Origin of the sequence: Massilia genomosp. 1 (genome assembly GCF_011682185.1) — a bacterium.
Taxonomy (GTDB): Bacteria; Pseudomonadota; Gammaproteobacteria; order Burkholderiales; family Burkholderiaceae_D; genus Telluria_A; species Telluria_A rubra.
On record NZ_WHJF01000507.1, the window covers coordinates 1 to 305 of the forward strand.

Consider the following 305-nt stretch of genomic DNA (forward strand, 5'->3'; position numbering starts at 1 on the left):
AAAATTAGATAACACATCGGGCATGCCACCGGCGACGGCGGCTTGCTCGTCTTCGGCCAGTTTGGCGGCATCCCAGATTTCGAAATGGCTGCCCATGCCAAGCAGCATGACCTCGCGGGTCAGGCCGACGGCGCTGCGCAGCTCGGGGGAAATGAGGATGCGGCCGGCGGAATCGAGCTCGACATCGCAAGCGTTGCCGAGGAAAATACGCTGCCACGCGCGGGCCGACATCGGCCAGGCGGCAATTTGCTCGCGGTGCGATTCCCACACCGGACGCGGAAAAAACAGCAGGCACCCGTGCGGGT

The 305-nt window shown here is 63.6% G+C and carries 1 protein-coding gene; it reads right to left on the reverse strand.

Features of this window, described 5'->3' with window-relative positions; genetic code table 11:
* The coding region (locus F1735_RS34695) for a division/cell wall cluster transcriptional repressor MraZ (RefSeq protein WP_167241596.1) at positions 1 to 305 on the reverse strand (305 nt) is incomplete at both ends.